Genomic DNA, 15,599 nt, shown 5'->3' on the forward strand with positions numbered 1-15,599 from the left:
TATTCATCCTATTTTTATCAGAAGCTATCCTATGAAAGAAGTCGAAAAAAACGAAATTAAACGTCTGAGCGATCGCCTGGATGCCATCCGCCACCAGCAGGCTGATCTCTCGCTGGTTGAAGCCGCCGACAAATACGCCGAGCTGGAAAAAGAGAAAGAAACGCTGGAAGCCGAGATCGCACGTCTGCGTGAAGTGCACGGTCAGAAGCTGAGCAAAGAAGCGCAAAAGCTGACGAAATTCCCGTTTCGCCGTGCTATCACCAAAAAAGAACAGGCAGACATGGGCAAGCTGAAGAAAAGCGTGCGCGGTCTGATCGTCGTACACCCGATGACAGAACTGGGCCGTGAAATGGGCCTGAAAGAGATGACAGGCTTTTCAAAGACCGAGTTTTGATAACAAACCGGGCAACATCCGCTTGCCCGGCCTTCCTTTCCTGCAAATTGGCCCTACCAATTCCAGCCAGTTCCGAAAACCACCTCACATTTCATTAAAATTAGCCTACAATACCGTTGCCAATAAATAACATTTGATTAACCATTCATTGTCATTATCCCTACACAACAATATTGGCAGGGCCACTTTTACACATAATGTGACCAGCAGATGAGCACAGACTCATCCCATTATGTCGGAGGCCCTCAGGAGACCTGCAATGAATCTCTGGCAACAGAACTACGACCCAGCCGGTAACATCTGGCTCTCAAGCTTGATCGCATCACTCCCGATCCTTTTCTTTTTCTTCGCGCTGATTAAGCTCAAGCTGAAAGGTTATGTCGCTGCATCGTGGACGGTGGTGATTGCCCTGTCGGTTGCCCTGCTGTTCTACAAAATGCCAGTCGATCACGCCCTGGCTTCGGTGGTGTACGGCTTCTTTTATGGCCTGTGGCCGATAGCCTGGATAATCATCGCGGCGGTATTTGTCTATAAAATCTCGGTCAAGACCGGGCAGTTCGACATCATCCGCTCCTCAATACTGTCGATTACACCTGACCAGCGCCTGCAAATGCTGATTGTCGGTTTCTCATTTGGTGCATTCCTCGAAGGAGCCGCAGGATTTGGCGCTCCGGTCGCAATAACCGCCGCGCTACTGGTAGGTCTGGGCTTTAACCCTTTGTATGCAGCAGGTTTATGCCTGATTGTGAACACGGCACCAGTCGCTTTTGGTGCGATGGGCATTCCGATTCTGGTCGCGGGTCAGGTTACCGGACTGGACAGTTTTGAGATCGGCCAGATGGTAGGCCGTCAGCTGCCATTCCTGACAATTATCGTACTGTTCTGGATTATGGCGATTATGGATGGATGGCGCGGGGTGAAAGAAACCTGGCCTGCAGTCATGGTCGCGGGCGGTTCCTTTGCCATCGCTCAGTACCTCAGCTCTAACTTCATCGGGCCGGAACTGCCGGATATCATCTCCTCTCTGGTATCGCTGGTCTGTCTGACGCTGTTCCTGAAACGCTGGCAACCGGTGCGCATCTTCCGCTTTGGCGATATGGGTGCTTCACAGGTCGATCAGACGCTGGCCCGCACCAACTACACTGCCGGACAAGTTGTCCGCGCCTGGTCGCCGTTCCTGTTCCTGACGGCAACAGTAACCCTCTGGAGCGTACCGCCGTTTAAAGCATTATTTGCACCAGGCGGCGCAATGTACCACTGGGTAGTCAATATTCCGGTTCCGTTCCTCGACAAGCTGGTTGCCCGCATGCCGCCCGTGGTGCATGAAGCAACGGCCTATGCGGCGGTGTACAAGTTTGACTGGTTCTCGGCAACCGGCACCGCCATTCTGTTTGCCGCCTTGTTGTCTATCGTCTGGCTGAAAATGAAGCCGTCCGCCGCTCTCCAGACCTTTGGCAGTACGCTGAAAGATCTGGCGCTGCCAATCTACTCCATCGGTATGGTGCTGGCATTTGCGTTTATCTCTAACTACTCCGGGCTTTCTTCAACGCTGGCATTAGCGCTGGCGCACACAGGCAGCGCTTTCACCTTCTTCTCACCGTTCCTTGGCTGGCTGGGGGTATTCCTGACAGGTTCGGATACATCGTCAAACGCGCTGTTCGCGGCCCTGCAGGCAACAGCAGCCCAGCAAATTGGTGTCTCAGATGTTCTGATGGTGGCAGCAAATACCACCGGCGGCGTAACCGGAAAAATGATTTCTCCGCAATCTATCGCCATTGCCTGTGCGGCTGTGGGACTGGTGGGGAAAGAGTCTGACCTGTTCCGCTTTACCGTGAAACACAGCCTGATTTTCACCTGTATGGTGGGTGTTATTACCACCCTTCAGGCTTATGTCTTAACCTGGATGATTCCATGATTGTGATGCCCAGACGCTTGTCAGACGAGGTTGCTTCTCGTGTGCGGGCGCTGATTGAAGAGCAAAGACTGGAAGCGGGCATGAAATTGCCCGCCGAGCGCCAACTGGCCGTACAGCTGGGTGTGTCGCGCAACTCACTGCGCGAAGCACTGGCAAAACTGGTGAGCGAAGGCGTACTGCTCAGCCGTCGTGGCGGCGGGACGTTTGTCCGCTGGCAGCATGAAGCCTGGTCTGAGCAAAATATTGTTCAGCCACTGAAAAGTCTGATGGCGGACGATCCCGATTACAGTTTCGATATTCTGGAAGCCCGTCACGCCATCGAGGCCAGCACCGCCTGGCACGCCGCAATGCGTGCCACGGTCGCTGATAAAGAGAAAATCCGGCTCTGTTTTGAAGCAACGCAAAGTGAAGATCCGGATCTCGCTTCACAGGCAGACGTTCGCTTTCATCTCGCCATTGCTGAAGCCTCGCACAACGTGGTGCTGTTACAAACCATGCGCGGTTTCTTCGACGTCCTACAGTCTTCGGTGAAACAGAGTCGTCAGCGTATGTACCTCGTCCCCCCCGTATTTTCAAAACTTACGGAACAACATCTGGCGGTACTGGATGCCATTGTCGCCGGGGATGCCGACGGGGCACGCAAAGCGATGATGGCGCACCTCAGTTTTGTCCACACCACGATTAAACGATTTGATGAAGATCAGGCCCGCCAGGCGCGTATCACACGCCTGCCCGGTGACCATAATGAGATTAGCAGGGAGAACAACACATGATTATTTCAGCAGCCAGCGATTATCGCGCCGCAGCCCAACGCATTCTGCCCCCTTTCTTGTTCCACTACATTGACGGTGGTGCGTATGCGGAGCATACCCTGCGTCGTAACGTGGCAGATTTATCAGAGGTGGCGCTCCGCCAGCGCGTGCTGAAGAACATGGCAGACCTCAGTCTGGAAACTACCCTGTTCAACGAAAAACTGTCGATGCCGGTCGCTTTAGCGCCGGTTGGTTTGTGTGGCATGTATGCACGCCGGGGTGAAGTTCAGGCCGCCGCCGCTGCTGATGCCAAGGGTATTCCGTTTACCCTTTCGACGGTTTCCGTTTGCCCAATTGAAGAAGTCGCCCCGACCATTAAGCGTCCAATGTGGTTCCAGCTGTACGTCCTGCGCGACCGCGGTTTTATGCGTAACGCCCTGGAGCGCGCCAAAGCAGCGGGCTGCTCCACGTTGGTCTTTACCGTTGATATGCCTACGCCCGGTGCACGTTATCGTGATGCCCATTCTGGTATGAGCGGCCCGAATGCAGCAATGCGCCGCTACTGGCAGGCAGTAACTCATCCACAGTGGGCGTGGGATGTCGGCCTGAACGGCCGTCCGCACGATTTAGGCAATATCTCAGCCTATTTAGGTAAACCAACTGGCCTTGAAGATTATATCGGCTGGCTGGCGAATAACTTCGACCCTTCCATTTCCTGGAAAGACCTGGAGTGGATCCGTGAATTCTGGGATGGCCCGATGGTGATCAAAGGGATCCTCGATGCGGAGGACGCCCGCGACGCCGTGCGCTTTGGCGCGGATGGCATCGTCGTCTCTAACCACGGCGGCCGCCAGCTTGATGGCGTGCTGTCTTCTGCACGCGCGCTGCCCGCCATTGCCGACGCAGTAAAAGGCGATATCGCGATTCTGGCAGATAGCGGCATTCGTAACGGTCTGGACGTCGTGCGTATGATCGCACTGGGGGCCGACAGCGTTTTGCTGGGTCGCGCGTATCTGTACGCTCTGGCAACCCATGGCCAGGCGGGTGTGGCGAATCTGCTGAATCTGATTGAGAAAGAGATGAAGGTGGCGATGACGTTGACCGGCGCGAAGTCGATCGGTGAAATCAGCAAGGACTCACTGGTACAAGAGCTTAGTAAACTTCCGATGGCGCTGGCACCGCTTGCCCATGGGGACGCGGCGTAGTGAAAATGCTATGCTGCCCCCCGCAATTAAGGGGGCAGCATGCTTAACATCGTTTTATTCGAACCAGAAATTCCGCCGAATACCGGCAATATCATCCGCCTGTGCGCTAACACCGGGTTTCGTCTGCATATCATTGAGCCGATGGGTTTTACGTGGGACGATAAACGCCTGCGCCGCGCAGGGCTGGATTATCATGAGTTTACGGCGGTGGTTCGCCATCACGATTACGCCGCGTTTATCGAAGCCGAAAAACCGCAGCGCATGTTCGCCCTCACCACCAAAGGCACCCCAGCACATAGTGCTGTGAGCTATCAGGATGGTGATTATCTGATGTTTGGCCCGGAAACACGCGGCCTGCCAGCGACAATTCTGGACGCCCTGCCAGCCGAACAAAAAATCCGTATTCCAATGATGCCGGACAGTCGCAGTATGAACCTGTCAAATGCGGTATCGGTGGTGGTGTATGAGGCCTGGCGCCAGTTGGGCTATCCTGGAGCAATATTGCGAAGTTGATTTTGAAGGATGGCGGCTGGCGCCTTATCCGACACGAATTTGCCATTTATTTTTCGAGCGTTATCGGCGCAGTCAGGTTGGACACGGACTGCGCGCAGCCACCGGAGCGTACACGCAGTACGTGAGGATGGCGAGCACAGCCCGGGTTCAAGATGAGCTCGAAATCAGATGCCGTCGCCGTACTCGAACGTATGGTGTATGCCATTGAAATGCTGATCCATATCCATAGATGGCTTATCACTGTCGGGTTTGCCGACAATCCGTGCTGGAACGCCTGCGGCGGTGGTGTGTGGCGGTACAGGCTGTAAGACGACAGAGCCTGCGCCAATCTTCGCACCGCGTCCAACCTCTATGTTGCCGAGAATTTTCGCTCCCGCGCCAATCATAACGCCTTCACGAATTTTCGGATGGCGATCGCCCCCCGCTTTACCCGTCCCGCCAAGCGTCACGGATTGCAGGATGGAAACATCGTTTTCAATTACCGCAGTTTCACCGACTACAATACCGGTAGCGTGATCGAGCATAATCCCGCGGCCAATTTTTGCCGCCGGGTGAATATCGACCTGGAAAGTGACTGACACCTGATTTTGCAGGAAGATCGCCAGCGCCTGTCGCCCCTGATGCCACAACCAGTGACCGATGCGGTAGGCCTGCAACGCATGAAAGCCCTTCAGGTACAGAAGTGGGGTTGAGTATTTATCAACGGCCGGGTCACGAGTGCGCACAGCCTGAATATCGCAGGCCGCTGAAGCAATCATTTCTGGATCAGCCGCGTAAGCTTCTTCCACGACTTCGCGGATAGCAATCGCAGGCATTATTGGAGAAGCAAGTTTGTTCGCCAGCATATAACTCAGCGCACTGCCGAGGTTTTCATGCTTGAGCAGCGTTGCGTGGTAAAAACTGGCCAGCATTGGCTCACAGTCAGCCAGTGCCCGGGCTTCCGCTTTAATATTTTTCCAGACAATATCCAGTTCTTCACACGGCATTGCATACTCCAGAAGGTAGCAAAACGACCGACCCGTTCTATGCGGGTCGGGTCGTTATAGTAAAACAGATCCTGATAGCTAGTGGTTACTACGCTCGTCCTTGCGTGCACGACCTAATAACGTCAATGCTGCCTCGCGCGCGTTTTTTCCGCAATACAATACTTGATAAATTTCCTCGGTTATTGGCATTTCGACACCAAAACGGTGCGCCAATTCACGAACTTCTTTCGTATTACGGTAACCTTCAACCACCTGGCCAATCTTGTCCTGCGCGCCCTGCACATCCATACCCTGACCAAGCATCATGCCGAAACGACGGTTACGTGACTGGTTATCGGTACAGGTCAGCACCAGATCGCCTAAACCTGCCATTCCCATGAAGGTGGCAGGATCGGCCCCCAGCGCCACGCCAAGGCGCGACATCTCGGTGAGACCACGGGTAATCAATGCCGTACGCGCATTGGCACCAAAACCGATGCCATCAGACATCCCCGCGCCAATCGCAATCACGTTTTTCACCGCGCCGCCAAGCTGGACACCAATGAAGTCCGGGTTGCTGTAGACACGGAAACTTTTGCCACAGTGCAGCAATTGCTGCAGATCGTCAGCAAAGGTATCGTCCGTCGAAGCCAGAGAAATCGCGGTAGGCATACCCGCCGCCAGCTCTTTAGCAAACGTTGGGCCGGAAATGACCGCCAGCGGGATAGCATCCCCCAGCGCTTCACGCGCGACGTCCTGTAACAGGCGTCCCGTTTCCGCTTCCAGACCTTTTGTCGCCCAAACCAGGCGCGCATCAGAGCGCATCAGCGGTTTGATCTGTCGCAGCACTTCGCCAAAGACATGGCTCGGCACCACTACAAGAATATTACGGCTGGCTGCCAGCGCCGTGGCTAAATCACTTTCCAGGCGCAGCGTTTCAGGAAAAGGCACATCAGGGAGGAACGCGACGTTGCAACGATCGTGCTCAAGAGTCGCGATATGTTTGGGATCATGGCCCCACAGAACAACCTGATGGCCATTTCTTGCCAGGGTGATGGCAAGAGCGGTGCCGTACGAGCCGGCACCAATCACAGTCATTGAAGCATTACTTTGGTTCATCAGGCATCCTGATGTTCTTCAGTACCTTCACCAGCCTGCTGCTGTAAATAGTTCATGAACAGCGCATCGAAGTTGACCGGCGCAAGGTTCAGTTGCGGGAACGTACCGCGTGAAACCAGGCTGGTGATGCATTCGCGGGCATATGGGAACAGAATGTTCGGGCAGTATGCACCCAAGCAATGCGCCATCTGAGTCCCTTCAATACCACTGATGGAGAAGATACCGCCCTGCTGAACTTCGCACAGGAACGCAGTTTCTTCACCCAGAGAAGCCGTTACGGTGACACGCAGCACAACTTCATACACATCATCTGCCAGTTGGGTAGATGCAGTATCAAGATCAAGTTTAACCTCTGGCTGCCAATCTTTCTGGAAAACATGCGGTGCATTTGGCGCTTCGAAAGATACATCCTTGGTATAAATACGTTGGATCTGGAAAGCCATTTCAGTGTTGTTTTGTTCTGACATGTTTAGAAAACCCTTTAGTGTTGTCCTTTAAATACTTTCTGTACGCCTTAACGCAGCAGGGGATCCAGTCCACCACGCGCATCCAACGCATACAAGTCGTCACAACCGCCAATGTGCTGTGCATCAATAAAAATCTGCGGAACCGTCGTACGGCCACTGCGCTTGATCATCTCTTCACGCTTCACGGCATCACCGTCAATCGGAAGTTCCTGGAAACTCACACCCTTGCTGTTCAACAGCGCTTTTGCGCGGTGGCAAAACGGGCAGGTTGCTTTGGTATAGATCTCGATATTGGCCATGACTTCTCTCCGATATTACCTTACGGTGCTATTTGCCGCGAACCAGTGGCAGGTTTTCACCACTCCAGCCTGCTACGCCGTCTTTCAGTACAGATACCTGCTCAAAACCAGCTTTGATCAGTGCGGTTGCAGATTCCTGACACTGCATGCCGGAGCCATCAACCACAATGACCGGTTTGGCCTTGTGTTTTTCAAGCTCACCAAAATTGTTGGCTTTGATTTCGCTTGGCAGCAGGTTCGTGGAGCCTGCGATATGACCTTTGCGGAAGTCATCGCGCTGACGTAAGTCCACAATAACCGCATCTTCTTTATTGATAAGACGCGTAGCTTCACCACGTGTGATTACCTTCACTTTCGAGGTCAGGCTTTTAAACGTAGTAAATAATACAGCCGCCAGTAACGCAATCCAGGCGATACTCAATACAGGGTGGCGACTAACAAATTGCATAATTTCTTGCATGGGGGGTAACAACTCCCGACTTAGTGATTAAAAAACAGGGAAAGAGTATACCTGCGCGTTGGCGCAAATACAGCCAGAGCGTGCATTGGATTGCATTTTTGCGGAGCGCTACCGAAAAAAAAACGTAAATCAGAGCACTCCCCGGACCGCTCTACCCCATTATTTGATCTTCTGGGGCTATTTTATCGATTCAGCTGTAGTAAAATTACGCAATTACTTTTGTCTATTGAGTGTGAGGTTGTCGCAATGTCGGTTTCTAAAAAACCTATGGTACTGGTGATTCTGGATGGCTATGGCTATCGTGAAGACAGCCAGGATAATGCCATCTTTAATGCCAAAACCCCGGTGATGGATGCTCTGTGGGCAAAACGTCCGCATACCCTGATTGATGCGTCTGGTCTGGAAGTCGGGCTGCCTGACCGCCAGATGGGCAACTCCGAAGTGGGCCACGTCAACCTGGGCGCGGGCCGTATCGTGTATCAGGACCTGACTCGTCTGGATGTTGAAATCAAAGAACGTACCTTCTTCGCTAACCCGGTGCTGACCGACGCGGTTGACCAGGCAAAAAATAGCGGAAAAGCAGTACACATCATGGGTCTGCTGTCTGCTGGTGGCGTACACAGCCACGAAGATCACATCATGGCGATGGTTGAACTGGCTGCAGAACGCGGCGCAGAAAAAATCTATCTGCACGCCTTCCTCGATGGCCGCGATACCCCACCGCGCAGCGCTGAAAAATCCCTGCAAAAATTCGAAGAGAAATTTGCTGCACTGGGCAAAGGCCGCGTAGCGTCCATCATTGGTCGTTACTACGCAATGGACCGCGACAACCGTTGGGATCGCGTTGAACAAGCGTATGACCTGATGACGCTGGCACAGGGTGAATTCCAGGCTGATACTGCGGTAGCTGGCCTGCAAGCTGCTTATGCCCGCGATGAAAACGACGAATTCGTGAAAGCGACCGTGATCCGTGCTGAAGGCCAGGCTGATGCCGCAATGGAAGACGGCGATACGCTGATTTTCATGAACTTCCGTGCTGACCGTGCGCGTGAAATTACCCGTGCGTTTGTTAACACTGACTTCGATGGTTTCGCACGTAAGAAAGTCGTTAACCTCAACTTTGTGATGCTGACTGAATACGCGGCTGACATCAAAACTGCCGTTGCCTATCCACCAGCATCTCTGGCTAACACTCTTGGCGAGTGGATGGCGAAACACGACAAAACGCAGCTGCGTATTTCCGAAACCGAAAAATATGCACACGTCACCTTCTTCTTCAACGGCGGCGTAGAAGAGCCGTTCAAAGGCGAAGAACGCATCCTGATCAACTCCCCGAAAGTTGCTACCTACGATCTGCAGCCAGAAATGAGTTCCGCAGAACTGACCGAGAAGCTGGTTGCCGCGATTGAGAGCGGTAAATACGACACCATCATCTGTAACTACCCGAACGGCGATATGGTCGGCCACACCGGGGTGATGGAAGCGGCAGTTAAAGCAGTGGAAGCGCTGGATCACTGCGTTGAGCAGGTAGCCAAAGCGGTTGAATCCGTTGGCGGCCAGTTGCTGATCACCGCAGACCACGGTAACGCTGAGCAAATGCGCGATCCGTCTACCGGTCAAGCACATACCGCACATACCAACCTGCCAGTTCCGCTGATTTATGTGGGCGACAAAAACGTCAAAGCAGTCGAAGGCGGTAAACTTTCCGATATCGCCCCGACCATGCTGACGCTGATGGGTATGGAAATCCCGCAAGAGATGACTGGTAAGCCGCTGTTCATCGTGGAATAATCCCTCCCCATGAGGGGAAAGGCGATTAATACCATCACATGGGCCGTGAAATTGCGAAAGTTTTCAGTCAGGCCCTTGTTCTACGCCAGCGCGCTTAGCGCTGGCGTATTGTTGTGCGCCTTTTCCGCCCACGCGGACGAACGCGATCAACTCAAATCTATTCAGGCCGATATCGCGGCAAAAGAACGCGCGGTACGCCAACAGCAGCAGCAGCGCTCCACCCTCCTCGCCCAGCTTAAAGTCCAGGAACAGGCTATCGCCGTTGCCGCGCGTCAATTGCGCGAAACGCAAAATTCGCTGGTGCAGTTGAATGCACAAATCGCTGAGATGAATGCCTCAATAGCAAAACTGGAAAAACAACGCGCAGCGCAGGAGCGCAGCCTCGCGGCCCAACTGGATGCCGCGTTTCGTCAGGGTGAGCATACCGGTATCCAGTTAATCCTCAGCGGTGAAGAGAGCCAGCGTGGACAACGTCTACAGGCCTATTTTGGTTATCTGAACCAGGCGCGGCAGGAAACAATCGCCCAGTTGAAGCAAACTCGCGAAGAAGTCGATGCGCAGAAAGCCGAACTGGAAGATAAGCAGAGTGAACAACAGACGCTGCTGTACGAACAGCGCGCTCAGCAGGCTAAGCTGGAACAGGCCCGTAATGAGCGCAAAAAAACGCTCGCAGGGCTGGAGTCATCCATCCAGCAGGGTCAACAGCAGTTAAGCGAGTTGCGTGCCAACGAATCCCGTCTGCGCAACAGTCTTGCCCGGGCTGAAGCCGCCGCCAAAGCACGCGCTGAACGTGAAGCTCGTGAGGCGCAGGCTGTACGCGATAAGCAGCAGGAGGCGTCACGCAAAGGCTCTACGTACAAGCCGACCGAAAGTGAAAAATCACTGATGTCTCGTACCGGCGGTTTGGGTTCACCACGCGGTCAGGCATTCTGGCCTGTACGCGGACCGACTTTGCATCGCTATGGCGAACAACTGCAAGGTGAGCTACGTTGGAAAGGGATGGTTATCGGCGCTTCCGAAGGTACCGAAGTAAAAGCCATTGCTGATGGCCGCGTTATTCTGGCGGACTGGCTACAAGGCTACGGTCTCGTCGTCGTGGTTGAACATGGTAAAGGCGATATGAGCCTGTACGGTTATAACCAAAGCGCACTGGTCAGCGTGGGTACGCAGGTTCGCGCCGGGCAGCCGATTGCCCTGGTGGGTAGCAGTGGTGGTCAGGGCAGACCTGCACTCTATTTCGAAATTCGTCGCCAGGGTCAGGCGGTCAATCCACAGCCGTGGTTGGGAAGATAAGTTTTGCCTCAGTTTCATCGCATATTGTTCTCACTCGCCAGCCTGCTGGCATTCGCAACCCCTGTTTTTGCTGGCAAACTCGCTATCGTCATTGATGATTTCGGTTATCGCCCGCACACTGAAAACCAGGTACTGGCGATGCCGTCAGCGATCTCCGTCGCCGTATTACCTAACGCCCCACATGCACGTGAGATGGCGACCAAAGCGCATAACAGTGGCCACGAAGTCTTGATCCACCTGCCAATGGCGCCGCTGAGCAAGCAGCCGCTGGAAAAAGATACTTTGCGTCCGGAGATGAGCAGCGACGAGATTGAGCGGATAATTCGCGACGCGGTGAACAAAGTGCCGTATGCCGTCGGACTCAACAACCATATGGGCAGCGCGATGACTTCCAGCCTGTTTGGGATGCAGAAAGTAATGCAGGCGCTGGAGCGCTACGATCTCTACTTCCTGGACAGCATGACCATCGGCAATAGCCAGGCCATGCGTGCGGCTGCGGGAACGGGTGTGAAGGTCATCAAACGCAAAGTCTTCCTCGACGACACACAAAACGAGGCGGACATTCGCCGTCAGTTTAATCGCGCAGTCGATCTTGCCCGCCGCAACGGTTCCGCTATTGCCATTGGGCACCCTCACCCTTCTACAGTACGTGTCCTGCAGCAGATAGTTTATAGCCTGCCAGCTGATATTACGCTGGTGCGCCCGAGCAGCCTGCTCAATGAACCGCAGGTGGACACCTCCACGCCAAATCTGACGACACCGAAAAACGGCGCGCCTGATGCACCGCGAAATCCTTTCCGCGGAGTAAAACTGTGCAAGCCGAAAAAACCGTTAGAGCCGGTTTACGCCAGCCATTTCTTTAACGTGCTTGGAGAAAGCATCACCCAAAGCACGCTGGTGCAGTATATGCGACTGCAGTGGCAGGGCTGGCAGTAATCAGTCTTTCAGATTGAGCGTTAAATGGGCCAGTCGGCGCGGAGTCAGTGATGTATCGCGCCACTTGCTAAACCGGATGGCCCACAGAAGCACCTGATAACCCAGTTTGACGCTGCAAATATTACTCACCATGCGCTTAAACATACCAGAGGCAAAAACCTCGGCAATCATGCGCTGACGAATCTTTTCGTCAGGCTCTTTACGTATGCAATGACAAACACGCAGCGCTTCGTAAATCACCTGCTGTTTGAACTCTGGATAAATCGGGATCCGTCCGGCGTAATCATGATTCATCTTATCCAACAGACGGGTAATTTTTATGTAATGACGCTGATAGGCCAGGTTTTTCAATCCCGTACGTTTCAAACGGCTAACAGAAGCGCCGTGCAGGAAGTATTTATACAGCGGAACTTCCGTGTAGCGCGCACGTTTAGCGTTAAACATAAACTCCGTAGTCCAGATAATATCCTGATGGTGGAGGCCGGAAAGAAAAGTCAGCCCAGCGTCACGGATGGTTTGATGGCGGTAAACGCCCATCCAGACCACATGTCGCCAGCGGCGACTGGCTAACGCTTTTCGCAACCAATCCGGCCCGGTCATCACCTCGGTAGAGCGAATACGATCGGTTGGAATAGATGCCCAGGTATGGCCTGTTTCCGCAATACACCAGTCCGCGTTGCACTGCGCAACATCCAGATTGTCCTTCAGCGCCATAGTCATCAGCGTTTCGTACATTTCCGGATAGGCAATATCATCGCCGTCAACGTAAGCGATGTATTCACCTTTCGCAATCTTCATGCCGGTATTTCGCGCCGCCGAAACGCCCCCATTACGCTGGTGTAACAGATGAACGTGCGGATAACGATCCGCATAAGTCTGAGCGAGCTCCGCCGAGTTATCCGTAGAGCCATCATTAACAATAATGATTTCCAGATTTTTCCAGGTTTGCGCAATCAGCGAATCCATACACGCAATGAACGGTTCACCCGTGTTGTAAAGCGGCATAATGACGCTCAGGAGACCAGGGGTATAGGTCATATAAAATCCTGTCAGACAGTATAATTAACGGCAATTTTAAACATATTAAGCGGCAAATGATCAGAGATAATGAGTCATATCTTTGACGGAAAATGCGCCGGACATGTGGGATCGTGCAAACAAAAAAATCCCCGGAGATTTAACGATAATAAATATCCGGGGACAACACACAGAATCCATTGAATGGATATGGTTAATCCCAGCTCAGGATCACTTTCCCTGACTGACCTGAACGCATTGCGTCAAAGCCCTGCTGGAACTCATCGATAGAGAATCGATGCGTGATGATTGGCGACAAGTCCAGGCCAGACTGGATCAGGGCCGCCATTTTGTACCAGGTTTCAAACATTTCGCGACCGTAGATACCTTTAATAAACAGTCCCTTAAAGATAACCTTTGTCCAGTCGACTGACATGTCTGACGGTGGGATCCCCAGCATGGCAATACGGCCACCATGGTTCATGGTGTCTAGCATGGCGCGAAACGCTGGCGGCGCACCGGACATCTCCAGACCCACATCAAACCCTTCAGTCATCCCCAGTTCGGCCATCACATCGGTCAGATTTTCTTTCGATACATTGACCGCGCGAGTGATACCCATTTTGCGCGCCAGATCCAGGCGATACTCATTAACATCCGTAATCACCACGTGGCGTGCGCCAACATGTTTCGCTACCGCTGCGGCCATAATACCGATAGGGCCAGCACCAGAGACCAGCACGTCTTCACCCACCAGATCGAATGACAGAGCCGTATGCACGGCATTGCCGAACGGATCGAAGATAGATGCTAAATCATCGGAAATATTATCCGGGATTTTAAACGCGTTAAACGCCGGGATCACCAGATATTCTGCAAAGCAACCAGGACGGTTCACGCCGACACCAGTCGTATTCCGGCACAGGTGAGTACGCCCACCGCGACAGTTACGACAATGTCCACAGGTAATGTGACCTTCACCGGAAACACGATCGCCGATTTTAAAACCTTTAACTTCCTGGCCGATACCGACAACTTCGCCGACATATTCATGCCCTACTACCATCGGAACCGGGATGGTTTTTTGCGACCATTCATCCCAGTTATAAATGTGAACGTCAGTCCCGCAGATGGCTGTTTTACGGATTTTAATCAGCAAATCGTTATGACCGACTTCCGGTTCAGGAACGTCAGTCATCCAAATGCCCTCTTCCGCTTTCAGTTTGGATAACGCTTTCATTTCACATCCTCAGGCAATAACGCCCAGTTGTTTACCAATGCGTGTAAACGCGTCGACAGCACGCGTAATCTGCTCAGGAGTATGCGCCGCAGACATCTGGGTACGGATACGCGCCTGACCTTTCGGAACCACCGGATAGAAGAATCCAGTAACGTAAATCCCCTCTTTTTGCAGCTCGCGGGCAAAGTCCTGTGCTACCACAGCATCACCCAGCATTACCGGGATAATGGCGTGATCGGCACCAGCCAGCGTAAAGCCAGCAGCTGACATTTGTTCACGGAACTGACGTGCGTTCGCCCACAGACGACCACGCAGTTCGCTACCTGCCTCGACCATCTCCAGCACTTTGATGGAAGCAGCAACAATTGCCGGGGCCAGAGAGTTAGAGAACAGATACGGGCGCGAACGCTGACGCAGCCACTCCACCACTTCTTTACGTGCCGCAGTATAACCACCAGATGCGCCACCCAGTGCTTTACCCAGCGTCCCGGTGATGATGTCCACACGCCCCATCACGTCACAATACTCATGAGAACCGCGACCGTTTTCGCCGACAAAGCCAACCGCGTGGGAATCATCAACCATCACCAGCGCATCGTATTTGTCTGCCAGATCGCAGACGCCTTTCAGGTTTGCAATCACGCCATCCATGGAGAAGACGCCGTCGGTGGCGATTAGCACATGGCGAGCCCCCGCTTCACGAGCTTCTTTCAGGCGAGCTTCCAGCTCCTGCATATCGTTATTGGCGTAACGGAAACGCTTCGCTTTACACAGACGAACGCCGTCGATGATTGATGCGTGGTTCAGGGCATCGGAGATAATCGCATCTTCTGCACCCAGCAGCGTTTCGAACAGGCCGCCGTTGGCGTCGAAACAGGAAGAGTAAAGAATGGCGTCTTCCATCCCCAGGAATGTAGCCAGTTTTTGCTCCAGTTGCTTATGGCTGTCCTGGGTTCCACAAATAAAGCGCACCGACGCCATACCAAAGCCGTGAGAATCCATACCCGCTTTTGCTGCCGCAATCAGTTCCGGGTGGTTAGCCAGTCCCAGGTAATTGTTCGCACAAAAGTTAATAACGTGGCTTCCGTCTGCCACGGTGATATCCGCCTGCTGGGCAGACGTAATAATGCGCTCTTCTTTAAACAATCCTTCCGCACGTGCGGTTTCCAGATCGTTCGTTAACTGCTTGTAAAAATTCCCACGCATTGCAATTCTCCAGACTGGGCAAATTTC

Annotated in this window: 16 protein-coding genes; 8 read left to right on the forward strand and 8 right to left on the reverse strand. The window is 53.2% G+C overall.

Annotated elements, in window-relative coordinates; translation table 11 throughout:
- Positions 1–31: 31 nt before the first annotated feature.
- The 5 genes from AACS05_RS22890 to trmL all read left to right on the forward strand — a co-directional run bounded on the left by AACS05_RS22890 (position 32) and on the right by trmL (position 4,779).
- Positions 32–394: a YibL family ribosome-associated protein gene (locus tag AACS05_RS22890; protein WP_045448776.1), complete on the forward strand. Its 363-nt coding sequence runs from the start codon at positions 32–34 to the stop codon at positions 392–394.
- 259 nt (positions 395–653) lie between these two features.
- Positions 654–2,309: an L-lactate permease gene (gene lldP / locus AACS05_RS22895; RefSeq protein ID WP_045448778.1), complete on the forward strand. Its 1,656-nt coding sequence runs from the start codon at positions 654–656 to the stop codon at positions 2,307–2,309.
- Positions 2,306–3,082, forward strand: coding sequence for a transcriptional regulator LldR (lldR, locus tag AACS05_RS22900; RefSeq protein ID WP_045448779.1), 777 nt, complete (start codon positions 2,306–2,308; stop codon positions 3,080–3,082). Before lldP ends, lldR begins: the two co-directional genes overlap by 4 nt.
- Positions 3,079–4,266 carry an FMN-dependent L-lactate dehydrogenase LldD gene (gene lldD / locus AACS05_RS22905; RefSeq protein ID WP_045448781.1) on the forward strand — a complete coding sequence of 396 codons (1,188 nt, stop codon included), beginning with the start codon at positions 3,079–3,081 and terminating at the stop codon, positions 4,264–4,266. Before lldR ends, lldD begins: the two co-directional genes overlap by 4 nt.
- Positions 4,267–4,305: 39 nt before the next feature.
- A complete protein-coding gene (gene trmL, locus AACS05_RS22910) occupies positions 4,306–4,779 on the forward strand; it encodes a tRNA (uridine(34)/cytosine(34)/5-carboxymethylaminomethyluridine(34)-2'-O)-methyltransferase TrmL (protein WP_045448782.1) in 474 nt (157 codons plus the stop codon).
- A 164-nt stretch (positions 4,780–4,943) separates the two neighbouring features.
- Here trmL and cysE read toward each other — a convergent pair whose 3' ends face one another.
- The 5 genes from cysE to AACS05_RS22935 all read right to left on the reverse strand — a co-directional run bounded on the left by cysE (position 4,944) and on the right by AACS05_RS22935 (position 8,089).
- Positions 4,944–5,765 carry a serine O-acetyltransferase gene (cysE, locus tag AACS05_RS22915; protein WP_045448784.1) on the reverse strand — a complete coding sequence of 274 codons (822 nt, stop codon included), beginning with the start codon at positions 5,763–5,765 and terminating at the stop codon, positions 4,944–4,946.
- Between the two features lie 78 nt (positions 5,766–5,843).
- A complete protein-coding gene (gpsA, locus tag AACS05_RS22920) occupies positions 5,844–6,863 on the reverse strand; it encodes an NAD(P)H-dependent glycerol-3-phosphate dehydrogenase (RefSeq protein WP_045448786.1) in 1,020 nt (339 codons plus the stop codon).
- Entirely contained in the window at positions 6,863–7,330 is a 468-nt protein-coding gene (gene secB, locus AACS05_RS22925) for a protein-export chaperone SecB (protein WP_003024155.1), read from the reverse strand. The genes gpsA and secB overlap by 1 nt, the downstream gene beginning before the upstream one ends.
- Before the next feature lie 47 nt (positions 7,331–7,377).
- Positions 7,378–7,629 carry a glutaredoxin 3 gene (gene grxC / locus AACS05_RS22930; RefSeq protein WP_003024152.1) on the reverse strand — a complete coding sequence of 84 codons (252 nt, stop codon included), beginning with the start codon at positions 7,627–7,629 and terminating at the stop codon, positions 7,378–7,380.
- A gap of 28 nt (positions 7,630–7,657) precedes the next feature.
- Positions 7,658–8,089 carry a rhodanese-like domain-containing protein gene (locus tag AACS05_RS22935; RefSeq protein ID WP_045448788.1) on the reverse strand — a complete coding sequence of 144 codons (432 nt, stop codon included), beginning with the start codon at positions 8,087–8,089 and terminating at the stop codon, positions 7,658–7,660.
- A 246-nt stretch (positions 8,090–8,335) separates the two neighbouring features.
- Between AACS05_RS22935 and gpmM the strand changes: the two genes are divergently transcribed.
- The 3 genes from gpmM to AACS05_RS22950 are packed head-to-tail and all read left to right on the forward strand — an operon-like array spanning position 8,336 to position 12,109.
- Positions 8,336–9,880 carry a 2,3-bisphosphoglycerate-independent phosphoglycerate mutase gene (gpmM, locus tag AACS05_RS22940; RefSeq protein ID WP_045448790.1) on the forward strand — a complete coding sequence of 515 codons (1,545 nt, stop codon included), beginning with the start codon at positions 8,336–8,338 and terminating at the stop codon, positions 9,878–9,880.
- A gap of 33 nt (positions 9,881–9,913) precedes the next feature.
- Positions 9,914–11,173, forward strand: a complete 1,260-nt coding sequence (gene envC / locus AACS05_RS22945; RefSeq protein ID WP_255351284.1) for a murein hydrolase activator EnvC — start codon at positions 9,914–9,916, stop codon at positions 11,171–11,173.
- Positions 11,174–11,176: 3 nt separating this feature from the next.
- Positions 11,177–12,109, forward strand: coding sequence for a divergent polysaccharide deacetylase family protein (locus tag AACS05_RS22950; RefSeq protein WP_045448794.1), 933 nt, complete (start codon positions 11,177–11,179; stop codon positions 12,107–12,109).
- Here AACS05_RS22950 and AACS05_RS22955 read toward each other — a convergent pair whose 3' ends face one another.
- The 3 genes from AACS05_RS22955 to kbl all read right to left on the reverse strand — a co-directional run bounded on the left by AACS05_RS22955 (position 12,110) and on the right by kbl (position 15,572).
- Positions 12,110–13,147, reverse strand: a complete 1,038-nt coding sequence (locus tag AACS05_RS22955) for a glycosyltransferase (protein ID WP_045448796.1) — start codon at positions 13,145–13,147, stop codon at positions 12,110–12,112.
- 193 nt (positions 13,148–13,340) lie between these two features.
- Positions 13,341–14,366: an L-threonine 3-dehydrogenase gene (tdh, locus tag AACS05_RS22960; RefSeq protein WP_045448798.1), complete on the reverse strand. Its 1,026-nt coding sequence runs from the start codon at positions 14,364–14,366 to the stop codon at positions 13,341–13,343.
- Positions 14,367–14,375: 9 nt separating this feature from the next.
- On the reverse strand, positions 14,376–15,572 hold the full coding sequence (gene kbl, locus AACS05_RS22965; protein ID WP_045448800.1) for a glycine C-acetyltransferase: 1,197 nt from the start codon (positions 15,570–15,572) through the stop codon (positions 14,376–14,378).
- Positions 15,573–15,599 lie beyond the last annotated feature (27 nt).

The sequence above is a fragment of the Citrobacter sp. S-77 genome (genome assembly GCF_963864895.1).
Lineage (GTDB): Bacteria > Pseudomonadota > Gammaproteobacteria > Enterobacterales > Enterobacteriaceae > Citrobacter > Citrobacter murliniae.

Excerpts from the sequence above, each read along its gene's own strand:
- trmL (WP_045448782.1), top strand. The coding sequence starts at position 4,306 with ATGCTTAACATCGTTTTATTCGAACCAGAAATTCCGCCGAATACCGGC.
- grxC (WP_003024152.1), bottom strand. The coding sequence starts at position 7,629 with ATGGCCAATATCGAGATCTATACCAAAGCAACCTGCCCGTTTTGCCAC.
- kbl (WP_045448800.1), bottom strand. The coding sequence starts at position 15,572 with ATGCGTGGGAATTTTTACAAGCAGTTAACGAACGATCTGGAAACCGCA.
- lldP (WP_045448778.1), top strand. The coding sequence starts at position 654 with ATGAATCTCTGGCAACAGAACTACGACCCAGCCGGTAACATCTGGCTC.
- AACS05_RS22935 (WP_045448788.1), bottom strand. The coding sequence starts at position 8,089 with ATGCAAGAAATTATGCAATTTGTTAGTCGCCACCCTGTATTGAGTATC.
- lldD (WP_045448781.1), top strand. The coding sequence starts at position 3,079 with ATGATTATTTCAGCAGCCAGCGATTATCGCGCCGCAGCCCAACGCATT.
- secB (WP_003024155.1), bottom strand. The coding sequence starts at position 7,330 with ATGTCAGAACAAAACAACACTGAAATGGCTTTCCAGATCCAACGTATT.
- lldR (WP_045448779.1), top strand. The coding sequence starts at position 2,306 with ATGATTGTGATGCCCAGACGCTTGTCAGACGAGGTTGCTTCTCGTGTG.
- gpmM (WP_045448790.1), top strand. The coding sequence starts at position 8,336 with ATGTCGGTTTCTAAAAAACCTATGGTACTGGTGATTCTGGATGGCTAT.
- AACS05_RS22955 (WP_045448796.1), bottom strand. The coding sequence starts at position 13,147 with ATGACCTATACCCCTGGTCTCCTGAGCGTCATTATGCCGCTTTACAAC.
- cysE (WP_045448784.1), bottom strand. The coding sequence starts at position 5,765 with ATGCCGTGTGAAGAACTGGATATTGTCTGGAAAAATATTAAAGCGGAA.
- tdh (WP_045448798.1), bottom strand. The coding sequence starts at position 14,366 with ATGAAAGCGTTATCCAAACTGAAAGCGGAAGAGGGCATTTGGATGACT.
- gpsA (WP_045448786.1), bottom strand. The coding sequence starts at position 6,863 with ATGAACCAAAGTAATGCTTCAATGACTGTGATTGGTGCCGGCTCGTAC.
- AACS05_RS22890 (WP_045448776.1), top strand. The coding sequence starts at position 32 with ATGAAAGAAGTCGAAAAAAACGAAATTAAACGTCTGAGCGATCGCCTG.